10 protein-coding genes are annotated in these 19,231 nt (G+C 73.4%); 3 read left to right on the top strand and 7 right to left on the bottom strand.

What is annotated here, in order from left to right:
* Window positions 1–231: 231 nt before the first annotated feature.
* Complete coding sequence (locus ACN9M0_RS13450) at window positions 232–5,199, top strand: NAD-glutamate dehydrogenase (protein ID WP_366036601.1); 4,968 nt, start codon at window positions 232–234, stop codon at window positions 5,197–5,199.
* A 122-nt stretch (window positions 5,200–5,321) separates the two neighbouring features.
* On the opposite strand, the gene ACN9M0_RS13445 is transcribed toward ACN9M0_RS13450, so the two are convergent.
* The 3 genes from ACN9M0_RS13445 to ACN9M0_RS13435 are packed head-to-tail and all read right to left on the bottom strand — an operon-like array spanning window position 5,322 to window position 8,393.
* The gene (locus ACN9M0_RS13445) at window positions 5,322–6,653 is read right to left on the bottom strand and encodes a glycosyltransferase family 87 protein (protein ID WP_426403652.1); all 1,332 of its coding nucleotides are present in this window, start codon (window positions 6,651–6,653) and stop codon (window positions 5,322–5,324) included.
* Window positions 6,654–6,679: 26 nt separating this feature from the next.
* Window positions 6,680–7,477, bottom strand: coding sequence for an ABC transporter ATP-binding protein (locus ACN9M0_RS13440; RefSeq protein WP_366036603.1), 798 nt, complete (start codon window positions 7,475–7,477; stop codon window positions 6,680–6,682).
* Complete coding sequence (locus ACN9M0_RS13435) at window positions 7,470–8,393, bottom strand: ABC transporter permease (RefSeq protein WP_366036604.1); 924 nt, start codon at window positions 8,391–8,393, stop codon at window positions 7,470–7,472. The genes ACN9M0_RS13440 and ACN9M0_RS13435 overlap by 8 nt, the downstream gene beginning before the upstream one ends.
* Before the next feature lie 167 nt (window positions 8,394–8,560).
* On the opposite strand from ACN9M0_RS13435, the gene ACN9M0_RS13430 reads away from it, so the two are divergent.
* The gene (locus ACN9M0_RS13430) at window positions 8,561–9,160 is read left to right on the top strand and encodes a TetR/AcrR family transcriptional regulator (RefSeq protein ID WP_426403651.1); all 600 of its coding nucleotides are present in this window, start codon (window positions 8,561–8,563) and stop codon (window positions 9,158–9,160) included.
* 93 nt (window positions 9,161–9,253) lie between these two features.
* On the opposite strand, the gene ACN9M0_RS13425 is transcribed toward ACN9M0_RS13430, so the two are convergent.
* The 4 genes from ACN9M0_RS13425 to ACN9M0_RS13410 form a co-directional block, all read right to left on the bottom strand.
* Complete coding sequence (locus tag ACN9M0_RS13425) at window positions 9,254–10,177, bottom strand: carbohydrate ABC transporter permease (protein ID WP_366036606.1); 924 nt, start codon at window positions 10,175–10,177, stop codon at window positions 9,254–9,256.
* Complete coding sequence (locus tag ACN9M0_RS13420) at window positions 10,174–11,469, bottom strand: carbohydrate ABC transporter permease (RefSeq protein WP_426403650.1); 1,296 nt, start codon at window positions 11,467–11,469, stop codon at window positions 10,174–10,176. The genes ACN9M0_RS13425 and ACN9M0_RS13420 overlap by 4 nt, the downstream gene beginning before the upstream one ends.
* A 9-nt stretch (window positions 11,470–11,478) precedes the next feature.
* Window positions 11,479–12,840 (bottom strand): ABC transporter substrate-binding protein, encoded by a 1,362-nt coding sequence (locus tag ACN9M0_RS13415; protein ID WP_426403649.1) that lies wholly within the window; start codon window positions 12,838–12,840, stop codon window positions 11,479–11,481.
* Window positions 12,841–12,963: 123 nt separating this feature from the next.
* Window positions 12,964–16,965 carry an FHA domain-containing protein gene (locus ACN9M0_RS13410; protein ID WP_426403648.1) on the bottom strand — a complete coding sequence of 1,334 codons (4,002 nt, stop codon included), beginning with the start codon at window positions 16,963–16,965 and terminating at the stop codon, window positions 12,964–12,966.
* A gap of 485 nt (window positions 16,966–17,450) precedes the next feature.
* Here ACN9M0_RS13410 and ACN9M0_RS13405 point away from each other — a divergent pair, with 485 nt between their 5' ends.
* Entirely contained in the window at window positions 17,451–19,175 is a 1,725-nt protein-coding gene (locus ACN9M0_RS13405; protein WP_366036610.1) for a serine/threonine-protein kinase, read from the top strand.
* Window positions 19,176–19,231 lie beyond the last annotated feature (56 nt).

Genomic DNA, 19,231 nt, shown 5'->3' with positions numbered 1-19,231 from the left:
GCCGAGGGGGCAGCGAAGCCCCCGGCTGCCGCCCGGACCGCGACAGCGGCCGGGTCGACCGTGCGTTCGCCGATCCTCTCCGTCCGGGCGCGCCACACTCCGTGGCCGATAACGACCTGGGCATCTCTCATCCGGGCATAACGTCGACTTCGACCGGAATCACCGCGTCGTGGCGTTGTGCCCTTTCTTCCACCGACGTCACGCAACGGCGCGCGACAGGAGTCAGAGGACATGCAGACCAAGCTGGACGAAGCAAAGGCCGAGCTGCTCGAAAGGGCCGCTCGGGTAGCTGAGCACAGCCCGGTCGGGGGGCGACTTCCGACGGGCCCGGAGGGTGCCGGGGAGCACCCGGACCGGGACACCGTGCTCGACTACCTCCAGCGCTACTACCTGCACACCGCGCCGGAGGACCTCGCCGACCGTGACCCGGTCGACGTGTTCGGTGCCGCGCTCTCTCACTACCGGCTCGCGGAGAACCGCCCGCAGGGCACCGCGAACGTGCGCGTCCACACCCCGACGGTGGAGGAGAACGGCTGGACCAGCAGCCACTCCGTCGTCGAGGTCGTCACCGACGACATGCCCTTCCTCGTCGACTCCGTCACCAACGAGCTGTCCCGCCAGGGCCGCGGCATCCACGTCGTGATCCACCCGCAGGTCCTCGTCCGCCGTGACGTCACCGGCAAGCTCATCGAGGTCCTGTCGGCCCAGATCCACGGCGAGCTGCCGCACGACGCGCTCACCGAGTCCTGGATCCACGTCGAGATCGACCGCGAGACCGACCGCGCCGACCTCAAGCAGATCACCGTCGACCTGCTGCGCGTCCTGTCCGACGTCCGCGAGACGGTCGAGGACTGGGAGAAGATGCGCGAGGCCGCGCTGCGGATCGCCGAGGGCCTCCCGGACGAGCCCACCGCCTCCGACCTGCGTCCCACCGAGGTGGAGGAGGCCCGCGAGCTGCTGCGCTGGCTCGCCGACGACCACTTCACCTTCCTCGGCTACCGCGAGTACGAGCTGGTCAACGGCGACGCCCTGTCCGCCGTCCCCGGCACGGGCCTGGGCATCCTGCGCTCCGACCCGCAGCACGCGGGCGACGACAAGGGCCACCACGCCCACCCCGTCTCGCCGTCCTTCAGCCGTCTGCCCGAGGACGTCCGCGCCAAGGCCCGCGAGCACAAGCTGCTGATCCTGACGAAGGCCAACAGCCGCTCGACCGTGCACCGCCCCTCGTACCTCGACTACGTCGGCGTGAAGAAGTTCGACGCCGACGGCAACGTCATCGGCGAGCGCCGCTTCCTCGGCCTGTTCTCCTCGGCCGCCTACACCGAGTCCGTCCGCCGGGTCCCCGTCGTCAAGCGCAAGGTCCAGGAGGTCCTGGAGGGCGCCGGCTTCTCGCCGAACAGCCACGACGGCCGCGACCTGCTCCAGATCCTGGAGACGTACCCGCGCGACGAGCTGTTCCAGACCCCGGCCGACCAGCTCCAGGCCATCGTCACCAGCGTCCTGTACCTCCAGGAGCGGCGCCGGCTGCGGCTCTACCTGCGCCAGGACGAGTACGGCCGCTACTACTCGGCCCTCGTCTACCTGCCGCGCGACCGCTACACGACCCGCGTCCGGCTGCGGATCATCGACCTCCTGAAGGAGGAGCTCGGCGGCACCAGCGTCGACTTCACCGCCTGGAACACCGAGTCGATCCTCTCCCGGCTGCACTTCGTCGTCCGCGTCCAGCCGGGCACCGAGCTGGCCAAGCTCACCGACGCCGACGTCGACCGGATCGAGGCCCGGCTCGTCGAGGCCGCCCGCTCCTGGGCCGACGGCTTCGGCGAGGCGCTGAACGCCGAGTGCGGCGAGGAGCGGGCCGCCGAGCTGCTCCGCCGCTACGGCAACGCCTTCCCCGAGGGCTACAAGGCCGACCACTCGCCGCGCGCGGCCGTGGCCGACCTGGTCCACCTGGAGGCCCTCGCCAGCAGCGGCAAGGACTTCGCGCTCTCCCTGTACGAGCCGGTCGTCGCCGGCCCCGGCGAGCGCCGCTTCAAGATCTACAAGACGGGCGACCCGATCTCCCTCTCCGCCGTCCTCCCGGTCCTCAACCGGCTCGGCGTCGAGGTCACCGACGAGCGCCCGTACGAGCTGCGCTGCGCCGACCGCACCCACGCCTGGGTCTACGACTTCGGTCTGCGGATGCCGGCCTCGACCGGCAACGGTGGCGACTACCTCGCCGACGACGCCCGCGAGCGCTTCCAGGAGGCCTTCGCCGCCACCTGGACCGGCGAGGCCGAGAACGACAACTTCAACTCGCTCGTCCTCTCCGCCGGGCTCACCTGGCGCGAGGCGATGGTGCTCCGCGCCTACGCCAAGTACCTGCGCCAGGCCGGTGCGACCTTCAGCCAGGACTACATGGAGGACACCCTCCGCAACAACGTCCACACCACCCGGCTGCTCGTCAACCTCTTCGAGGCCCGCATGGCCCCGGAGCGCCAGCGCGCCGGCACCGAGCTGATCGACGCGCTCCTCGAAGAGCTGGACGCCGCCCTCGACCAGGTCGCGAGCCTGGACGAGGACCGGATCCTGCGGTCCTTCCTCACCGTCATCAAGGCGACGCTGCGGACGAACTTCTTCCAGGTCACGGCGGACGGCAAGCCGCACTCCTACGTGTCGATGAAGTTCGACCCGCAGGCCATCCCGGACCTTCCGGCCCCGCGCCCTGCCTTCGAGATCTGGGTGTACTCCCCGCGCGTCGAGGGCGTCCACCTGCGCTTCGGCAAGGTCGCCCGAGGCGGTCTGCGCTGGTCCGACCGCCGTGAGGACTTCCGTACGGAGATCCTCGGCCTGGTCAAGGCGCAGATGGTGAAGAACACCGTCATCGTGCCGGTCGGCGCCAAGGGCGGCTTCGTCGCCAAGCAGCTCCCGGACCCGTCCGTGGACCGGGACGCCTGGCTGGCCGAGGGCATCGCCTCGTACAAGACCTTCATCTCGGCGCTGCTCGACATCACCGACAACCTGGTCGCGGGCGAGGTCGTGCCGCCGGTCGACGTGGTCCGCCACGACGAGGACGACACGTACCTCGTGGTCGCCGCCGACAAGGGCACCGCGACCTTCTCCGACATCGCCAACGGGGTCGCCGAGTCGTACGGCTTCTGGCTGGGCGACGCCTTCGCCTCCGGCGGCTCCGCCGGCTACGACCACAAGGGCATGGGCATCACCGCCCGCGGCGCCTGGGAGTCCGTCAAGCGGCACTTCCGCGAGCTGGGCCACGACACCCAGACCGAGGACTTCACCGTCGTCGGCGTCGGCGACATGTCCGGCGACGTCTTCGGCAACGGCATGCTGCTCTCCGAGCACATCCGCCTGGTCGCCGCATTCGATCACCGGCACATCTTCATCGACCCGAACCCGGACGCCGCCGTCTCGTACGCCGAGCGCCGCCGGCTCTTCGACCTGCCGCGTTCCTCCTGGGCGGACTACGACACCTCGCTGCTCTCGGCGGGCGGCGGCATCCACCCCCGTACCGCCAAGTCCATCCCGGTGAACGCGCAGACGCGGGCCGCCCTCGGCATCGAGGACGGCGTCACCAAGATGACCCCGGCCGACCTGATGAAGACGATCCTCCAGTCGCCCGTCGACCTGCTGTGGAACGGCGGCATCGGCACGTACGTGAAGTCCTCGGCCGAGTCCAACGCCGACGTCGGCGACAAGGCCAACGACGCCATCCGCGTCGACGGCCAGGACGTCCGCGCCCAGGTCATCGGCGAGGGCGGCAACCTCGGCGCGACCCAGCTGGGCCGCATCGAGTTCGCCCGCACCGGCGGCCCCGAGGGCCAGGGCGGCAAGGTCAACACCGACGCCATCGACAACAGCGCCGGCGTCGACACCTCCGACCACGAGGTCAACATCAAGATCCTGCTCAACGGGCTCGTCGCCGAGGGCGACATGACCGTCAAGCAGCGCAACAAGATCCTCGCCGAGATGACGGACGAGGTCGGCCGGCTCGTCCTGCGCAACAACTACGCGCAGAACACGGCCCTGGCCAACGCCGTCGCCCAGTCGCCGTCCCTGCTCCACGCCCACCAGCGGTTCATGCGCCGCCTGGGCCGCGACGGGGCCCTCGACCGCTCCCTGGAGTTCCTGCCCAACGACCGGCAGATCCGCGAGCTCCTCAACAACGGCCGGGGCCTGAGCCAGCCCGAGCTCGCCGTCCTCCTCGCGTACACCAAGATCACGGTGGCCGACGAGCTGATCGGTACCGAGCTGCCGGACGACCCGTACCTGCGCGGCCTGCTCCACGCGTACTTCCCGACGCTGCTGCGCGAGAAGTTCACCGAGGCCGTCGACAACCACGCCCTGCGTCGCGAGATCATCACGACCGTCCTGGTCAACGACACCGTCAACACCGGTGGCTCGACCTTCCTGCACCGCCTCCGCGAGGAGACCGGCGCGTCGATCGAGGAGATCGTCCGCGCGCAGACCGCCGCCCGGATCGTCTTCCGCCTCGGCCAGGTCTGGGACGCCGTCGAGGCCCTCGACAACGTGGTGCCGGCCGACGTCCAGACCCGGATGCGGCTGCACTCCCGCCGTCTCGTCGAGCGCGGCACCCGCTGGCTGCTCAACAACCGGCCGCAGCCGCTCCAGCTCACCGAGACCATCGAGTTCTTCGGCGACCGCGTCGAGGAGGTCTGGGCGCAGCTGCCGCAGCTGCTGCGCGGCTCGGACCTGGAGTGGTACCAGTCGATCCTGGAGGAGCTGACCGAGGTCGGCGTGCCGGAGGAGCTCGCGCTGCGGGTCGCCGGCTTCTCCTCGGCCTTCCCGATCCTCGACGTCGTCGCGATCGCGGACCGGATGGGCAAGGAGCCGCTCGCGGTCGCCGAGGTCTACTACGACCTGGCCGACCGGCTGCGGATCACCGACCTGATGGACCGGATCATCGATCTGCCGCGCAGCGACCGGTGGCAGTCGATGGCCCGCGCGTCGATCCGCGAGGACCTCTTCGCGGCGCACTCGGCGCTGACCGCCGACGTCCTGACGGTCGGCAACGGCACGACGAGCCCCGAGGAGCGGTTCAAGGCCTGGGAGGAGAAGAACGCGGCGATCCTGGGCCGCGCACGGACGACCCTGGAGGAGATCCAGGGCTCGGACACCTTCGACCTGGCGAACCTGTCGGTGGCGATGCGGACCATGCGCACGCTGCTCCGCTCGCACAGCTAGTCACGTGGACGGAAGGGGCCCCGCCGGAGAACCGGCGGGGCCCCTTCCCGTTCCCCGGAGCTTGCGGAGGGTGAGGCTCCAGGGCTTCCCGCGGGGGCCCGTCGCGGCGCACCCGCGGGACTTCAGGTCTCGGCCGGGACGTCGGTGACCGTCGAGGTCCACAGGCGGCGGGCGGCGAGCAGGGCGGCCGCGAGGAGCAGGGCGTTGCGGAGGAGCATGACGGTCAGGCCGGTGGCGGTGCCGGTGACGACGTCGAGGTAGAGGACGGGGTACGCGAGGGAGCTGAGGGCGGCGGCCGGGAGGAGCAGCAGGGCGACCGGAGCCATCACGGTCCGGCGGGAGGTCAGGCAGACGGCGGCGAGGCCGAGCAGCCAGATCATGTACTGGGGGCTGATCACCCGGCTGGTGACGGTGAAGAGCAGGACGGCGGCGAGGGCCGCGTCGAGCGGGGTGGCGGGGGTCCAGCGGCGGGCCCGGAGGCGCCACAGGAGCAGCCAGCCGAAGGCGATGACGGTGAGCAGCAGGGCGAGGTGCCCGAGGCTGGAGACGTACGGGCCCATGTACTCGAAGGCCCCGTAGCGGAACTCGACCCTGCCCGGCCAGGCGCCGGTGGCCCGGGCCAGGGCGAGGGCCGTGCCGCCCAGGGACTCGATCTGGATGCCGCGGCTGCCCTGCTGGCGCAGGAAGCCCAGCGACTCGGAGAAGAACAGGGCGAGGGTGGCGAGGAGTGCGAGGGCGGTGACGGCGGCCGCGGTCCAGGCCTCGCGGCTGGTACGGCCCCGGGGCGTGCCGATCAGGGCGAGTGCCGGCCACACCTTGACCATCGCGCCGATCCCGGCGAGCGCCCCGCCGAGCTGGTGGGCGGCGGTGGAGCGGGCGCTCAGGGCGAGGAGGGCGAGCACGGCGAGGGCGGTGGTCTGGACGTCGTACCGGGCGAGCGGCAGATGGAGCAGGAGGGGGAGGCCGCAGACCCAGATCCAGGCGCCGTGGGTGAGGCGGGCGCTGTCGGCGCGGGCGAGGGCGAGCGTGACGACCGCGTCGGCGAGGAGGGTGAGGGTGACGAAGGCCTGGAAGTAGGTGAGCCAGGGCAGGATGCCCGGCGACATGATCACGAGTCCCGCGCCGGGCGGGTACTGCCAGGTGACGTCGCCGGGCGGGAAGGTGCCGTCGGCGAACTTCCCGTACCAGTGCTGGTAGAGGGCCACCTCGCGGCCCACCCCGCCGATGCCGAGGTCGTCGCGGACGAGGAGCAGGAGCATCCCGGCCCGGCTGAGGAGCCAGGAGGCGGCGAGGGCGAGGTAGGGGCCGCGGCCGACGGTGACGAAGGTGGCGGCGGTGAAGGTGTCCGAGTCGAAGGGGGACCGGGAGCGGCTGGGGGGTTCGCTCTCGGACCGGGGAGCGACCGGAGGTTCGTTCCCGGGCCGGGGCGGTGACTGGGGGTGATCGTTCGTCATCCCACCGCACTTTAGCCCGCAATGTCTTATTTGTTCGTTGTCTTCGGGCCCGGCCGGGCCGTGAACTCCTCGTATGCCGCGACCACCTCCTTCGCCGGGCCGTCCATCCGCAGCGTGCCCGCCTCCAGCCACAGCGCCCGCTCGCAGGTCTCCGTGATCGTGGAGTTCGAGTGGCTGACCAGGAAGACCGTCCCCGCCTCCGCCCGCAGTTCGTCGATCCGCCGCTGGCTGCGGCGGCGGAAGCGCGCGTCCCCGGTCGACAGGGCCTCGTCGATGAGCAGGACGTCGTGGCTCCTGGCCGCGGCGATGGAGAAGCGCAGCCGGGCGCCCATCCCGGAGGAGTACGTCCGCATCGGGCGGGAGATCGCGTCGTCCTTCTCGTTGATGCCGGAGAAGTCGACGATCCCGTCGTAGCGCTCCCGGACCTCCGTGCGGCTCATGCCCATCGCGAGGCCGCCCAGGATCACGTTCCGCTCGCCGGTCAGGTCGTCCATCAGGGCAGCGTTGACGCCGAGGAGGGAGGGCTGCCCGTGGGTGTAGATCGAGCCCCGGTCCACCGGCTGGAGGCCTGCGACGGCCTTAAGGAGGGTCGATTTCCCCGATCCGTTCGAACCGATCAGGCCAATCGCCTCGCCCCGGTACGCGACGAAGCTGACGCCCTTCACGGCGTGGACCCGGCGGCCGGCCGGAGTCGTACGGCGGCGCATCATCCGGCCGAGCGCGGCGGTGGCGCCGCCCCGGCCGCCGGCCTGCCCGCCGTGGACGGTGTACGTGACGTGGACGGCGTCCGCCACGACGGTGGGGGTTCCCGGGTTGTCAGCCACGGCCGTACGTCTCCTCCGCCTTCCAGAACCAGATGAAACCGCCCGCGAAGGCCAGCAGGGCCCAGCCGGCGGCGAGCGCCCACACGTGCGGCGGCAGCTGATCCGCCGTGAAGCTCTCGATCAGCGCGAAGCGCATGAGGTCGATGTAGACGGCCGCCGGGTTGCACTGGAGTGCGAGCACCACGCCCTCCGGGAAGCGCCCGCTGGTCGCCAGGTTCTGGATCGACCACATCGCGCCCGAGGCGTACATCCAGGTCCGGAGCACGAACGGCATCAGCTGGCTGATGTCCGGGGTGCGGGCCGCGAGCCGGGCGAGGACCAGTGCCACGCCCGTGCTGAACAGCGCCTGGCAGAACAGCGCCGGGACGGCGAGCAGCCAGCTCCAGGAGGGGAACTCGCCGAAGACGGCCAGCATCACGACGAGCGCGGCGAGCGAGAACATCAGCTGCTGGAGCTGCTGGAACGCGAGCGAGATCGGCAGGCTCGCGCGCGGGAAGTGCAGGGCGCGGACCAGGCCCAGATTGCCGCTGATCGCCCGGGTGCCGGCCTGGGCCGTGTTGGCGGTGAAGGTCCACACGAAGATGCCGGTCATCAGGAAGGGCACGTAGTCGGGCACGCCGTTCTTCGCGTCCATCAGGACGCCGAAGATCAGGTAGTACACGGCCGCGTTGAGGAGCGGGGTCATCACCTGCCAGACCTGGCCGAGGCGCGCCTGGCTGAACTGGGCGGTCAGCCGGGCGGTCGCGAAGGTGGTGATGAAGTCGCGGCGGGACCAGAGCTGCCGCACGTAGGAGGGGAGCGAGGGGCGGGCCCCGCTGACGCTCAGGCCGTGCCGGCGGGCGAGGGCGCTCAGGTCCTCCGGCGCCTCGCGCGCGGGTGCCGAGGTGGGTGCGGCGGGGATCAGGGTCGTGGTCACGGGCGGGCGCTTTCGACGAGGGGTGCGGGCGTGCGGGGACGCGGGTGTCGTCGGCGATGGGACGGGTCCGTATCGTCGCTACGGGGAGGTTAGGGCGCACCCACGACGGAACGCAACCGTCTCGTCGTAACGCCTCCGGGATATCGCCGTTGGTTAGGATGCCGTTCATGACCGATCCGACACCCCGCCGCGCCCCCGCCGGAGCCGCCGTACTCCGCGAGGACGTGACCGAGGCCATCCGCGCCGCCGTCTTCGAGGAACTCGCGGCCGTCGGCTACGCCCGGATGTCCATCGAGGGCATCGCGCGCCGCGCGGGAGTCGGCAAGACCGCCGTCTACCGGCGCTGGAAGTCCAAGCTCTCCCTCGTCCTCGACCTCGTCGGCGCCTTCGCCGCCCAAGGCCTGCCGGCACCCGCCAGCGGCTCCCTCCACGGGGACGTGCGCGCCCTCCTCGAAGTGGCCTCGCACGCCCTGCGCCACCCGGTCGCCTCCCAGGTCATCCCCGACCTGCTCGTCGAGGCCGCCCGGCACCCCGAGATCGCCGAGACCGTCAAGGCCGTGCTGCTCGACGGGCAGCAGGGCGTCATGAGCCAGATCGTCCGCGAAGCCGTCGCGCGCGGCGAACTCCCCGAGGGCGCCGACCCCGCCCGCGCCCTCGACCTGATCGTCGGCCCGCTCTACTGGCGCCTCGTCGTCGTCCGTACGCCCCTGCCGAAGGGGTACGTGGACGAGCTCGCGCGCTCGGCGGTGGCGGCGCTCAAGGCGTAAGGCCTGCCTTTCGGATCAGTCCGGACCCCCGGGGGTAAGGCCTGCCTTTCGGATCAGGCCGGTCCGCCGGGGGGCCATCAGGCCGGCGGGCGGTCACTTCACCGCGCCCGCCATCACCCCCGAAGCGAACTGCCGCTGGAACGCGAAGAACACCAGCAGCGGCACCACCATCGACACGAACGCCCCCGGCGCCAGCACGTCCACGTTGTTGCCGAACTGCCGCACCTGCTGCTGGAGCGCCACCGTGATCGGCGGCGACTGGGAGTCCGCGAAGATCAGGGCGATCAGCATGTCGTTCCACACCCACAGGAACTGGAAGATCCCCAGCGAGGCGATCGCCGGACCGCCGAGCGGCAGCACCACCCGGGTGAAGAGGCGGATCTCGCCCGCCCCGTCGAGCCGCGCCGCCTCCAGGAGCTCGCGCGGGATCTCCGCGAAGAAGTTCCGCAGCAGGAAGATCGCGAACGGCAGGCCGAAGGCCGTGTGGAAGAGGACCACCCCGAGCGTCGTCTCGAAGAGCCCCACCGCGCCGAACAGCTTCGACACCGGGACCAGGGCCACCTGCACCGGGACCACGAGGAGCGCGACCACACCCAGGAACCACCAGTCCCGGCCCGGGAACTCCAGCCACGCGAAGGCGTATCCGGCGAGCGAGCCGATGACGAGGACGAGGAGGGTGGCCGGGACGGTGATCAGGACGGTGGAGAGGAGCGAGCCGGTGATCGTGTCGTTCGCGAGGAGACGGGCGTAGTTCTCCGTGGTCAGCTGGGCCGGGGCCGTGAACACCTGCCACCAGCCGCTCGCCGCGATGTCGGAGGGCGAGCGGAGCGAGGAGAGCAGCAGCCCGACCGTCGGCAGCAGCCAGAACAGGCCGGCGAGGAGGAGGAAGACCCGGACGGCGCCGGAAGCGGCCCGGGCGGCGAGCCGCGCGGCGATCCCGGGAGTGGGCCGGGCGGCGATCCCCGGGGCGAGCCGGGCGTCGGCCTCGGGGGCCTTCGGCGTGGCGGGCGACGTCATCGGCGGGACTCCCTTCGGATGCGGCGGATGTTGACCACCATCACCGGCAGCACGAGCAGCAGCAGGACGACCGCGATGGCCGAACCCACCCCGAGATCCGCGTCCGTGCCGAAGGACGAGCGGTACAGCTGGAGCGCGAGCACGTTCGCGTCGTCCTGCGCGGAGCCCGGCGCGATCACGAAGACCAGGTCGAAGACCTTGAGCACGTTGATCATCAGCGTGACGAGGACGACCACGAGGACCGGCGCCAGGAGCGGCACCGTGATCCGCCGGAACACCTGCCACTCGTTCGCCCCGTCCACCCGCGCCGCTTCGAGCAGTTCGCGCGGTACGGCCGCGAGCCCGGCGCCGATCAGGACCATCGCGAACCCGGCCCACATCCACACGTACGCCCCGATCACGGCCGGCGTGACGAGCGAGGGGCCCAGCCACTCCACGCCGTTGTACTGCTCCCGGAAGTTGCTCGCGGGCAGCCGGAGTACGGCTCCGTCGGCGCGGTCGGCCGGCAGGGTGAAGCTGCCGTCGGCCGCCGCCGTGGCCGTCGCGACCACCTTCCCGTCCCGTACCGCCTCGATCCGCAGCCCTTTCAGGCCCAGCTCGGCCGGGTCGACGGTATTGGGCTTCCCGCCGCCGCCCCGGGTGAAGTCCAGCCAGGCGGTTCCGGTGATCCCCGCGCCCGTCGCGGTCGGCGCGTGCGCCGGGCGGGCGTCCTTCGGCATCCGCCCCGGCGCCACCCCGACCAGCGGGAGGAGCACGGGCACCCCGGCCCGTACCGGCGTCTTCGTCTCGAACGCCCCGCCGCCCGCCGCCTTCAACGGGTGCACCGGCAGCGGCCGGGCCCGCGGGAAGCCGGAGGACTCGGCGAAGGTGTCGTGGACCCCGACCCAGACGGCGTTGGCGACCCCGCGGTCCGGGTCCTGCTCGTAGACGAGCCGGAAGATGATCCCGGCGGCGAGCATCGAGATCGCCATCGGCATGAAGACGACCAGCTTGAACGCCGTCCCCCAGCGCACCCGCTCGGTCAGCACGGCGAAGACCAGCCCGAGGGCGGTGGCGACCGCAGGGGCCACCACCAGCCAGATCAGGTTGTTCCGGACGGCGGTGCGGAGCGAGTCGTCGGTGACGAGCGCGAGGTAGTTGTCGAGGCCGACGAAGGAGGCGCCGGAACGGTCGAAGAGCGAGCGCCGGACGGAGTACCCGATCGGGTAGACCACGAGCGCGCCGAGCAGGAGCAGGGCGGGCAGCAGGAAGCCCGCCGCGACGGTCCTGCTCCGGCGATTGGTCCTCGGCATCCCGGAACCTCAGCTTTTCGCGCCGGCGGCCTTGTACGCCTTCGCCGCGTCCGCCTCCAGGCGCGCCTGCGCACCGGCGACGTCCTGCGGGTTCTTCAGGAAGTCCTGGAGCGCCTTCCACTCGCCCTTGCCCGGCGTCCCGCCGAAGGACTGCGGCATCTGGTCCGACATGTCGAAGCGGAAGTCGTCACCGGCGCCGATGAGCGCCTTGGCGATCTCGCGCTGGACGTCGTTCGGGTAGGCCGCCGGGTCCAGGTTCTTGTTGGGCGACAGGAACCCGCCCTCGGCCGCCCAGATCTTCGCCGCGTCCGGGGAGGCGAGGAAGGCGAGCAGCGCCCGCGCGCCCTTGGTGTCCTTCAGGGCCACGGCCGCGTCGCCGGCCGTCACGACGGGCGAGGTGCCGGCGTCGCCCACCTTCGGGAAGGGGAAGACCTTCGCGTCCTTCCCGATCTCCGCCTTGGTCTGGGCGATGTTGACGGCGGCGAAGTCGCCCTCGAAGACCATCGCCCCCTTGGGCTGGTCGCCGCCCGTGAAGGTCTGCGTGACCGACGCCGGGTACTCCGTCTGCAGCGCGCCGCCCGGCCCGCCCGCGATCAGCGCCGGCTTGCCGAAGAGTTCGGCGAGGGTCTTCAGGGCGGCGGCGACGGACGGGTCCGTCCACTTGATCTCGTGCTTCGCCAGCTGGTCGTACTTGGCCGGACCCGCCTGGGAGAGGTAGACGTTCTCGAACCAGTCGGTGAGGGTCCAGCCGTCCGCGCCGCCGACCGAGACCGGGGTCACGCCGGAGGCCGAGATCGTCTCGGCGGTGGTCAGGAACTCCTTCCACGTCTTCGGCTCGGCGGCGCCCGCGTTCTCGAAGACGGCGGTGTTGTACCAGACCAGGGACTTGTTGGCGGCCTTGAAGTACACCCCGTACTGGGTGCCGTCCACCGCGCCGAGCTCCCGCCAGCCGCGCGAGTAGTTCGCCGCCAGCTGCGTCTCGGCCTCCGGGCCGACCGGCTTCAGCCACTTCTGGGCCGCCGCCTGCTGGATCGCGCCCACCTGCGGCAGCATCGCCACGTCGGGCGGGGAACCACCGGCGATCTTCGTCCCGAGGAAGTTCACGATCGGGTCCTGTGCGGGCACGAAGGTGACCGTCGCGCCGGTGCGCTTCTCGAACTCCTTCAGGACCTTGGTGAAGTTCTCCTGCTCGGGCCCCGTCCAGACGGCGGCGACCTCGATCTTCTCGCCCGTGAGGGAGAGGTCGCGGTCGGGTGCCGGTGCCGGGTCCTTCGTGGTCTCGCCGCCGCAGCCCGCGAGGACGAGTGAACCCAGCGCCGTGAGCGTCGTGAGGGTCACTGCGGCCTTGCGTGGACGAAGAGTTGTACGCATCGCTGCCCCGTCTCTCCCGTGCGCTTCGCTGTCCCGTGCCGACAGGTCTACGCCGGGCCGCGGAGCCCCGCAATACCGCCTTCCGTGTCAAGTGGGCGATCGTGATGCCCTCGTGACGTCACGTCAGCCGTGATGGGCGGGGGTCAGGGGGGCCACGGGTGTCGCCTCGACCGAGCGCGCAGCCCGGTCGAGGGCGCTCGCGAGGAGGGCCAGGTCCGTCGGGCCGTTCCCCAGCTCACGGACCGGGCGACGGGTGGGCGGATCGCCCATCCGCTCCCACTCCAGCGGGACGACCGTCGGCCGGAGCGTCCCCGTCCGGGGGATCCGGCCCGTGACGCGGCCCGCCTGGAAGGGGGTCACCCGGCCGTCCGGATGCCCGAGGCGGCCCCGCCCGGCCACCGGCACGTCCGGGCCCGCCGCCACCGGGGGCGCGTCGAGCACGATCCGCAGCCGGGCCCCGTGGGCCAGCTCCGTGTCGGCCGTACGGTCCGGGCGCGCCGAGGTCGCGACGAGGTGCACCCCGAGCCGCTCGCCGTTCCGCGCGACGGCCTCCAGGGCCCGTACGACGGACCCGGCGGCCGGGCGGCCGGGGGCGCCGAGCGCGGGGGCGACCAGGGCGTCGAAGTCGTCGACGAGGACGACGAGCCGCGGCAGATGCCCGGCCCCCGCCGCCCTCGCGGGAGCCTGCTCGCCGGAGGCCGGCCGCGGAATCCGCCCACTGGCGTCCTCGCTGCCGGGGTGGTTGGTGAGGTCACCGGCTCGGGGGACGCGCCCGCTGGGGTGATCGGTGAGGTCACCGGCTCGGGGGACGCGCCCGCTCGGGCGGTCGGCGAGGTCGCCGTCGCCCGTGCGGAGGGTGCGGCTGCTCGGACGGTCGTCGAGGGCCCCGGCGTCCCGCCGCGGCAGCCGCCCACTGGGTGTGTCGCCCAGGTAGGCGTCCCCTCCGGACCGCGCCCGCACACCGGACCGCTCGTCGAGCGCCCCGTCCCCGGCGCGGGGGACGCGCCCGCTGGGGTGGTCGGTGAGATCGCCGGAACGGGGGATCCGTCCGCTGGGGTGGTCCGTGAGATCGCCGGCGCCCGGGTACGGGACGCGGCCGCTGCCCCGGCTGGAGACGTCCTCGCCACCGGGGTGCGGCACGCGCCCGCTGGTACGGCTGTTGAGGTCGCCGGAGCCGGAGCCGGAGCCGGAGCCGGAGCCGGGGTGGGGCAGGCGGCCACTGGTGCGGCCCGACACGTCGTCCGCGCCGGGGTACGGGATGCGGCCGCTCGGGCGGCCCGGGACGTCGTCCGCGCCCGTGCGGGGGACTCGGCCGCTCGGGTGGTCCGTGAGGTCGGCCTCGCCCGTGCGGAGGGTGCGGCTGCTCGGGCGGCCGACCGGGTCTGCCGTGCCCGGGTACGGGACGCGCCCGCTGGTGCGGCCCGTCACGTCCTCGCCGCCCGCGCGCGGGACCCGCCCGCTACGGCCGCTGGGGAGCGCGCCGATCGAACCGTCGCCCGTGCGGAGCGTACGGCCGCTCGGGCGGTCCGTGAGGTCGCCGGTGTCCGGGACGCGGACGGTCGCGCGGGCGCCCTGGGGCAGGGATTCCGCCGCGCTCGGGGCACGCTGCCCGATCAGCCGGTCGGCGGCGCGCGCCCCCCGGCGGTCGGCGAAGTGGCCGTCGCCCAGGATCTCAGCCCTGCGCTTCAGCTCGGCGCCCAGCGCCTGAGCGAACTCCCGCATCCGCACCGGGTCGGAGGCGACCAGGTGCTCGGTGACGTGCGGCAGCTCCGTACAGACCGCGAGGCCCTCGCCGCGCTCGCCGCCCGCGCCGTCCACGAGGAGCAGGCCGAGCCGGTCCGGGCGGCCGCCCGCCGCGAGCGAGGCGGCGATCGAGCGGAGCAGCTCCGTGCGCCCGCTGCCCGCCGGACCCTCGATCAGCAGGTGCGGCCCCTCCTGGGTGAGGTCCACGGCCAGCGGGCCGCGCGGGCCCGCTCCCAGGACGGCCGTGCCGTCCCCGGCGGAGGCCCAGCGGGCCATCAGGGAGGCGGGGGTGGCCCGGGCGAGTCCGAGCTCGTCGAGCAGGCGGGCCGACGGGGGCAGCGCGGCGGTCCGAGTGCCCGGCGCCGCCGCCGTCTCCGGACGCAGCGGGGCGAGGGCCCTGCCGAAGCGTTCGGCCCAGGCGACGGAGACCGCGTCGACGACGCCGACGGTGCCGTGGCCCGCGAGCCGTCCGCCGGAGGTCCGGAGCAGCCGCAGCGCGGTCGCCACGTCGCCGCTCAGGAGCGCGGCGGCCCCGCACTCGCGGAAGGCGAGGGAGGCGGCGCACGCGCTCTCGTAGGTGGCGGCCACCGGTGAGTCCGGGGTGGCGGAGGGCGCCTCGGCGAGGCAGAGGAGGTGGATGCCGGCTGCCGCGCCCACGCCCGCGAGCCGCGCGACCGTCTCGCGCAGCACGGCGGAACCGGGGTCGCCGTCGACGATCACGACCGTCGTCGGACCGTCGTGGCGGGCGGCGGTCTCGGCGACGGACGCGCGGTCGGCGCTGGGCCAGCCGGGGCCCAGCGGGCATTCGTCGAGTCGTCGGGTCAGCTCGGCCGTACGGGCCTGGGCCTGCTCGCGGTCGTACGCCAGGAGCAGCCGGCAGTCCTGGCCGTGGGCGGGCCGGACGTGCGGGAGCCAGCCGAGCCAGCCCCAGGCGCGGCGCCGCTCCTCCAGGGAGCGGTTCCGGTCGGCGCTGATGAGCACGATCTCCAGGTCGGAGGGGGAGTGCAGGGCGGCGAGCTGGGCCACGACCGAGCGCGCGAGCCCGGTGAGCCGGTCGCCGGGGCCCGCGAGACCGAGGGAGCCGGCCTCGCGCAGTCCGACGGTGACCGGTACGCCGGAGAGTTCGGCGCGGTCCGTGGTGCCGAGCCGGACGACCAGGGACTCGGGGTGGTCCTGGCCCCGCTCCCAGAGCCGGGGGCCCGGGCCGAGGGCGGTGAGCAGGACGGTGGCGGGGTCGGGCCAGGTGTCGGCGACCGGTGCGGGTCCGGGGGCGCCGCCGTGCGGGCCGGGGCGGGGCCGGGTGCCGGCGTGGGTGTCCGGGGAGGCGTGGAGGCCTGCGGCGGGGAGCTCCTCGCGGCCGCCCGCCAGGCGCCGTGCCCACGCGCCGAGCCCGCGCTTGCTCCCGCCGCGCGCCGAGGCGGCGGGGGCCGTGGGCGCGTCCCCCCGGTCCCGGGTCCGGTCGGTCTGCCGGGTCCTGCCCTGCGGCTCGCCGCCGTCGTGGCCGGGGCGCTCGTCGTGCCCGTCGTGCGCGCCGTAGCCGTCGTGTCCTTCGTGTCCTTCGTGTCCGTCACGGGGGTGCCCCGCGTGCGCGTGGCCGCCGTCGTACACCTCGCCGTACGCGATCCCGCGCGCGCCGCCGTGGGTGGTGTCGTCGGCCGGACGCACCGGGTCGGGCCGGTCCGGCAGGTCCGTCGTGTGCGCGACCCGCAGGTGGCCCTCGCCGTCCGGGGCCGTCGCCACCGTGTCCTCCCCCACAGCCTTGAGGGCGTGGGAGGCGCCCCCCTCGCCGGGGGTTCCGCAGGGGCCCGTGAGACGGAGGGCGGACTCGCCGAGGCGCAGCAGCGCGCCCGGGCGGAGCGGGACCGGGCGGTCGCCGACGGGCACGCCGTCGAGCGTCGTCCCGTTCGTCGAGCCGCGGTCGACGACCGTGACCCGGCCGTCCTCGCCGACGGTGACCGTGCAGTGGGAGCGGGAGACGTCCGGGTCGTCGAGCGGCACGTCGGCGTCGACGGAACGGCCGATTCTGATCGCTCCGCCGTGGAGCAGGTGCACCCCGCCCGCGTCCGGGCCCGCCACCACGTGCAGTCGGGCGGAGGCCGTCTCGTCGGCCCGGTCGTCCGGGCCGGGGAGGTGGAGGGAGAGGACCGCGCCGTCGACCAGCGGGGGTTCGCCGAGCACGGCTCGACGGCCGTCGAGCCGCTCCGCGCCCGCGTAGAGCACGGTCGTGCCCGAGGCGGAGGTGTCGGGGCCGGTGACGGCAGCGGCGAGGTTCGAGGCCACGGCGGCGAGAGCCGTCCCGGCGGGGGCCGTGACGAGCACGTCGCAGGCGCGGCCGGCGCCGTGGCCGGCGTACGGCGCGAGGACGGTCAGCCGGATCTGCATCGCCGTCAGCGGTCCCTTCTGCGCGAGATGGCCCGGCAGGGGGGAACCGCCCTGTGTCTCCCCCCACCCGGCACGGACGCGTCGCCCGGTACAGGTCGGCACGGCGCGGGGGCTCCCGACCCCATCGATGCGACGTGCTGTAGGCATCCTCGCACCTGCCACCGACGACACGCCCGCGGGTCGGCCACAAGTGATCTTGAATGGTCGGCTGTGGACGAGAAATAGCCTGCTTGGGCATGCCTTCGGAGCATGCCTGGCAACCGCCACACCCCGTGGAGCGTCTTCTTCCGGACAAGTTCCGTTCGCTCCGGGCCCCCGGTGGGGCTCGAACACGGCATCGGAATCGGCCTGTGGACGACCGGTCGGTGACCCGTTCGGCGGCACTAAAGTGGGTCGGACACCCGGACGGGTCACAACAGAGGACAGGGACCGCGGGGACACTTCGGGAACCACCCCAGGACCACGATCAGCAGGGAGCGCGTGACGTGCGGCCTATCGGCAGCAAGTACCTGCTCGAGGAGCCGCTCGGCCGCGGCGCCACGGGCACCGTCTGGCGAGCCCGCCAGCGGGAGGCGGCGGGCGCCGAGGCGGCCGTGGCCGGCCAGCCCGGCGAGACCGTCGCGATCAAGGTCCTCAAGGAGGAGCTGGCCAACGACGCGGACATCGTGATGCGCTTCCTGCGCGAGCGGTCCGTGCTGCTCCGGCTGACGCATCCGAACATCGTGCGCACCCGCGACCTGGTCGTCGAGGGCGATGTCCTCGCCCTCGTCATGGACCTCGTCGAGGGCCCCGACCTGCACCGGTACATCAGGGAGAGCGGCCCGCTCACCCCGGTCGCCGCGTCCCTCCTCACCGCCCAGATCGCCGACGCGCTCGCCGCCAGCCACGCCGACGGCGTCGTCCACCGCGACCTCAAGCCGGCCAACGTGCTGCTCGCCGAGCAGGGCGGCCAGATGCACCCGATGCTCACCGACTTCGGCATCGCGCGCCTCGCGGACTCCCCGGGCCTGACCCGCACCCACGAGTTCGTCGGCACGCCCGCTTACGTGGCGCCCGAGTCCGCCGAGGGCCGCCCGCAGACCTCCGCCGTCGACATCTACGGCGCGGGCATCCTCCTCTACGAGCTGGTCACCGGCCGGCCCCCGTTCGCCGGCGGCACCGCCCTGGAGGTCCTCCACCGGCACCTCAGCGAGGAGCCGCGACGCCCCTCGACGGTGCCCGGACCGCTGTGGACGGTCATAGAGCGCTGCCTCAGCAAGGACCCGGACCGGCGGCCGAGCGCCGTGAACCTCGCCCGGGGCCTGCGCGCGGTCGCCGCCGGGATCGGCGTGCACGCCACGCCCGCCCAGATCGAGGCGGCGGAAGGCGTCGGGGCGCTCCTCGCCCCCGACCCGGCGCCCGCGCCCGTCCCGGGGACCCCGGAGGGTCAGACTCCGGGCGCCGCCGACCCCACCCAGGTGCTGCCGAGCGGCGCCGCCGGGGCCGGGATGCCCCCGCAGTACGACCCCGCGGCCGCGACCAGCTTCATGCCGACCAGCGGCCCGGCGGGCGCCGCCGACCCGACGGCCGTCATGCCCCCCGTACCCCAGAACCCTCCGGCGGAGGAGCCGCACCCCTGGCAGAGCCAGCTGCGCCAGGTCCGCGACCGCAACGAGCAGACCCAGGTGCAGTACCTGGACCCGAGCGAGGACCCGCTGCGCCGCCGCCCGCAGCGCCAGCCGCAGCCCCCGCAGGACGCCCGGCCCGGCGCGTACGGTCAGCAGCAGGGCCAGCAGCCGCCGCAGCCGTACCAGCAGCAGCGCCCGGCCCCGCAGCGCCCCGCACCCCAGCCGTACCAGCAGCAGCCGCAGCAGTACGCGCCTCCGCCGCCTCCGCCGCAGCAGTACGCCCCGCCCCAGCAGCAGTACACGCCCCCGCAGCCGCCGCCCCAGGCCCCGGCGCCGCGCGAGCCGCGCCCGCCGCGGCAGCGGAGCGCGAACCCGGTGCGGATCCCCGGTCTCGGCTGCCTCAAGGGCTGCCTGATCATGATCGTCCTGTTCGTGGTCGCCGGCTGGCTCGTCTGGGAGCTCACCCCGCTCCAGGACTGGGTCGCCCAGGGCAAGGGCTACTGGGAGGCCATCGGCGACGGCATCTCGACGGTGACCGACTGGATCTCCTCGATCGGCGACGCCGCCGATTCCGGGGGTACTACCGGCGGTACGGGGCAGTAACGCTGCCGATTTGTCGACTTCCGAGGGGTGATTTCCCCTCGGAGGTCGAGACCGGC

This window comes from Streptomyces sp. R-07, from assembly GCF_049913175.1.
In the GTDB taxonomy this organism is placed as follows: Bacteria; Actinomycetota; Actinomycetes; order Streptomycetales; family Streptomycetaceae; genus Streptomyces.
This window is presented reverse-complemented; position numbering and strand designations above follow the sequence as displayed.